Origin of the sequence: Maribacter sp. (genome assembly GCF_049667165.1) — a bacterium.
In the GTDB taxonomy this organism is placed as follows: domain Bacteria; phylum Bacteroidota; class Bacteroidia; order Flavobacteriales; family Flavobacteriaceae; genus Maribacter_A.
Map to the genome: position 1 here is coordinate 1 of NZ_JBATHS010000258.1, position 5,445 is coordinate 5,445.

Sequence of the window (5,445 nt, forward strand, 5' to 3'; positions counted from 1 at the left end):
GGTCTGCATAGTCCCTATTTTCATAAAATAGTCTGGAGTGTACCGTACGTGTGGTTATTTCGGGCGTATAGGAATAGTCAATAGGAAATGGTAGTGATAGGGACGTTTTTTTCGGCAATGTCTCGACCCCTGGAGCGTACCATTTACAGCCTAGATATCGTTCTAAAAATTCATATACGGCGTTGTGCACTGCCGAATCGGAACCGCCATTGATAAAGAGATTGCCATCGGAAGATCTGATCTTGATCTGATGCTCTTGCAAGGTATCATCATAGGGCTTGCCCATATAGATTTTATGCTTCTCGGTACTTTGGGAGCTTTCATCCACAATGCTCAATTGGGCGCCACTGATCTTTTCCAAATAGGAATGCAGGAGTACTGCAGCCTTATATTCGCTTTCAGAGGCATCCCCGTTTACTACAATTTCAAAATCGGATCGCCCATTTTCAACAAGTTCGAGTGTATTGTCCCCGCAGGAAGTCACTAAAAAGACAGGGATACAAAATAAAACGAGAAGGTTCGATTTCATAGGTTGGTTTTTAAATGGACCTACTATTTTTTGTGTGATGCCTCGTAGATTGATTTCAAGAGACTTTCTTCATCTTTGGTATCGTTGCCCAATTGCCAAAACATCATACCCCCCAACTTCTTTTGCTTGGAATAGGACGTCTTTAACCGAACGGAAACCGTATCGTCATAACTGATAAAAACACTATCGGATGCACTGTATAAATAGGGTGCTTTCGCCTTGGGGTCCCAATATCTTGTATAGTTCTTGTCCGTTTCAAATTGCTGACGTATCTGGTGATAGGCACTCCATCCAATATAGGAACCCCCATTGGGTTGATAAAGTCCGTTGTTTTCTGGCGGGACACCTTTCCAGGCCCGCCCATAAAAAGCGGCCCCGATGACGATCTGTTCGGGTGCTACCCCATTGTCGATACAAAAATCCACAATACGTTCTACCGATCTTGGTTCAAAGGTATACCCCCGTTTTTTCATCTCTTCCCTTCTGCTTTCTATAAATGCCGCAGCGGGCGTATCCTTAATATCCTCAAGTTCAACCAAACCCAAGGCGGTATGATGCCCGGTATAGGGTGATGTCGCTCCAATTTGATCATAGGTCATCACATTCATATAATCAACATACTTCATGACTTCGGTAATCTCAACATTATCGTAATACCGTTTCCATCCTGCTGATGCAAACGTCAGTGTTTGTGTTCTTTCCAGGGTATTCAAGCCTGCCCGTAGTTCTTTCATCAATAAAGTGAAGTTCTGCTTATCTTCAGGACGTGCTCCTGTATCGGCCGCAGGAATTGTAGGGTATTCCCAATCAATATCCAATCCATCCAACTCATATTCCGCATTGAAATCCACCACACTTTGAACAAATTTCTTTCGATTTTCGGGGGTATGTGACATATCCGAAAAACCATCGGCACCCCATCCGCCGCAAGCGATCATCACTTTTAAATCAGGGTACTTTTCGCGTTGTGCAACTAACGCTTTGAGTTTATCCCCATTTTCAGCATCCCTGAATTGCATCGTACCTTCGATAACATTGGTGAATGAAAAGATAATATGGGTCAATTGGTGCAAGGGAAGCTTCTCGGGCTGATAATATTTTTCGGGCACATAATAGGCCATAACCACGTTCGTCTTCTTTTTTTTCTTTGAATCGGTATTACCTGATCCTATGAAAGATAAAGCCAGTACCATGCCCAAACACGCCAAAAAATAGTATCCAAGTTTCTTCATGAAAAGTGATTTAGTATTAAAAACTACTTATATTATTTAAAGCTTCCATATGTATTAGACGGAAAGCACATGCTAAAGCATAAACAACAGACTTTGAACACTGTAAGCAGGCGTTCAGCAACCAAATCAACCTATTGTCACACCTAAAGGTCCTTACTGGTATCCCAATCTTATCTTGGCCTCGTTCGAATCAAAATCCGATTTTTTAAAGGTATGGGCTTCCGTATTGAATACATGGTCCTCAAAAACGAAATCACCCTGTGAAAAACCGATATAGAAATACTTCATGGTCTCGGCAAAGAAATACGTGGCCAAATAATCCTTGGGTTCCTTTGTTCGGACATCATTGATCGAATGGAAAGCGACCTCGCCTTTGCAGTGCTTTTTAATATCCTTCCAATATTTTTCAAGCATATCCAAGTATTCCTCCTTTCCTGTTATTTCATGCAAATAGTAGGCAGATTCGATAATCTCGGGATTGATCTCAAAATTGGCATATTCTACGGTATCCTTTCCATAATGATATCTTGTTGGCAACATTCCGTATTTGTCCCAAAGCCAATCCCATGTCGCCTCCGATTTTTCAGCAGCTTCAACATCGCCTGAAACAGCAAGTATGGCCGGCCAAAAGGCATCGTACAATGAAACGGATCTTTTTAGGATTTCACCAGTGTGCATATCCACAATGGTATAGAAATTCCTGCCATTGTATTCATCCAATAGGTAGGTATTGATCTTATCCAAACTATAGTCCCAGATTTCCTTGATCTCGGGATCGGGAAATATCATATAACTTTTGTACATATACTCATAATAGGCATCTACTCCTGCTTGTAAATGATGCCATTGGGTACCTTCCCATTCCCCAGTCACCACATTAATATTTTCCCCAGGCAATCCTATTTCCGATTTTCTATCAAAAACAGCCTTTGTAGCTCGTTTCGCGGCCTGATAGTATTTCGAATCTTTGGTGTAATAACTTAGGATTCCGAACTCGAACAAATAGGTGCCCGCTTGTGCCACATTGACCACATCGCCCTTCCGCTCACCATGGTTACCACCCGTTTTGCCTGTCCTCAAGTTTACGGAATGAAACGGAATGCCCGTAGGGGAATCAAAGGCCGGCAATATCCTATCCCCAATATCCTTTGCTTTTTCAAGTACCGCCTCATTTTGGGTATAATGGTACATCGATAAGAGGCCTCCTAAAATGCGGATATTTACTTCAAACACCTGAACATACTGATCTTGGTCAAAATCCATGGCCAAGGCATAGTCCTCAATTTCTTTGGCCTCAGTTTCCAAACCCATAACCTTTAGGGTACTATAGGCATCTATGGGCGATATCCCTAAGGAATGCTCATACCAGTCAAAGGACTTTTTAGAAAGTGGCAACAATACATCATGGCCCCAAGCGTAAGTTCTATAATCATTCCAAGACCGTAGGGTTTCCGCTTTGATCTCGGCTTGAAGCGCTGTTCGTGCAGTGTCCTTTTCCTTTACCGGATTGTCTGCGCTTGTTTTCTTGACTTCAGTTTTGCAAGAAATAAAGGTGAGAAAAATTAAAAACAACCCTACCTTTTTTGCCATGATGCTTTTTTTAATCGATTTGGATTGTTGATGCATTGACTAATTTTTTATGGGCAATAAAATACCCTTGATGTGGCTTCCCATCGATGAATATTGTACCGATAGGCGCTTTACTCCCAGCAATTTTGGAAGAGATTACAAGCTTTTTCCCCGTATAATATTCAGGATCCAAATGAATGGTTATTTTATCGAATTTAGGCTTGGTCAACGCATACATGGGTTCTGCAGGATTCACCGGGTATATTCCCATCATTGAAAATACCGCCCATGCCGACATGGTGCCCGTATCGTCATTGCCGGGAATACCATCTGGACTGTTTTTGAAATGCTTAGCCAATAACCCGGCAACCATTTCTTGGGTCCTATGCTCCTCCCCTTTTGCATAATTGAAGAGATATGGGTAGGCGATATCGGGTTCATTGGCCATATCGAACTGATTTTTATCGAATACCTCCTGCAATTTTTGGACAAAAGGTGTTGGTCCGCCCATCAATTTCATCAACCCCATAATATCATGGGGCACCATAAAGGTATATTGCCAGGCATTCCCCTCGATAAACCCAAGGTTCTTCTCGAAATTCGCACCCGATTCAGGATTATAAGGGGTCAACCAACTGCCATCATCATTTCTAGGCCGTAGCAGATTGAATTCCTTATCAAATAATTTCCGATATGAAATTGCCCGTTTAGAAAAACGCTTATAATTGCTCTGCTCCCCCATTGCCAATGCCAGTCGGGCGATGGCATAATCCGCGATATTATACTCCTGGGTTGTGGATACGGAACCGCTATTGGTGGTTTTTGTGGTCAGATACCCTTTTTCCAAATAATCCTTAAGACCGGGACGCAAGGGGTTGTTCTCTAATTGCTCGGCACTTTTAAGCATGGCCTGATAGGCTTTCTCCACATCAAAATCGCGGATACCCTTCAAATAGGTGTCCGTGATTATTATTCCAGCCGGATCACCTACCATTGTTGTTGTTTCGGTGGCGTTTAATTCCCATTTTGGGAGCCATCCGCTTTCCTCATAGATCTGCAGCATGCTTTTTACCATATCGGATTGTTGCTTCGGATAGACCAAGCTCATCAATTGGTGTAAATTGCGATAGGTATCCCACAAAGAGAAGACCGTGTAGCGGGTACCCTTCGTTTTTAGGGTCTCCCTGGTTTGCATCTTGGGATAGTCCCCATTAAAGTCGTTCAGCGTATTTGGATGGATCAAGGTATGGTACAAGGCCGTATAAAAAATAGTCTTGTCTTCTTCTGACCCCCCTTCCACCTCTATTCTGGATAGATATTGATTCCATTCTTCCTGCACGGCTCCCAATAGTTCATCGAATGTTCTATCTGAGGTTTCCTTTTCCAGATTTTCCCGGGCGTTATCCAAGCTAACATAGGAAATACCGATTTTCATCTCCACTTGCGTTGGACGATCAAAGTTATACCGCATATATGCCCCGATGCTGTCCCCAACCACTTCCTTCATAAAACCTTCCATAATTCGGGTCTTGCCGTTATACCCCATCCATTCGGATTCCATCCCATTATATGTTGCCGGTTTTTTCCATACCCCAAATTCATCAGCGGGTTTGGAAAAGCGGGCTACGAAATACACGGGGTAAGCCTCTTCGGGTTTATAGTAACAAAAGGACCCCACCGAACGGACTCCTTCGATTTCTGTGGGGGATACCACTTTGACATGGGCACCTTCCTCATTGGTAAGTCCCAATCCTAAATTCAAGAGTATATTCACAGCGCCCTCAGGAAAAGTATACTTACTGACCCCAACCCTGGTTGTCGCCGTTGCCTCGACCTTTATGTTGTATTTATCCAGGACATTGGAGTAATACCCCACCTTACTTTTTTCGTCGGAATACGTACTGCCATACTGCAGGTGATCCGTGTTGATTTCGCCCGTGGTCGGCATCGCCAAAATAACACCGAGTTCTGGGCAGCCCACACCGCTAAGGTTAACGTGACTAAAACCGGTCAAAAATTTGTTTTCATTTACATATGGTGTTGAAAGCCAGCGACTGTCTTTCTCCAATGGTAAATTCTGGGGTCCCGCCACATTAAAAGGGGATACATTCGCCA

The 5,445-nt window shown here is 43.2% G+C and carries 4 protein-coding genes; all 4 read right to left on the bottom strand.

The genetic code is table 11. The features are described 5' to 3' along the window. Positions 1-529: hypothetical protein (locus tag WBM98_RS12690; RefSeq protein WP_424366392.1), on the bottom strand; the 529-nt coding region annotated here is incomplete at its 3' end. 23 nt (positions 530-552) lie between these two features. Then, entirely contained in the window at positions 553-1,761 is a 1,209-nt protein-coding gene (locus WBM98_RS12695) for a glycoside hydrolase family 18 protein (RefSeq protein ID WP_424366393.1), read from the bottom strand. Between the two features lie 153 nt (positions 1,762-1,914). Continuing rightward, positions 1,915-3,351 (bottom strand): glycoside hydrolase family 47 protein, encoded by a 1,437-nt coding sequence (locus tag WBM98_RS12700; RefSeq protein ID WP_424366394.1) that lies wholly within the window; start codon positions 3,349-3,351, stop codon positions 1,915-1,917. A 10-nt stretch (positions 3,352-3,361) separates the two neighbouring features. Continuing rightward, positions 3,362-5,445: GH92 family glycosyl hydrolase (locus WBM98_RS12705; RefSeq protein WP_424366395.1), on the bottom strand; the 2,084-nt coding region annotated here is incomplete at its 5' end.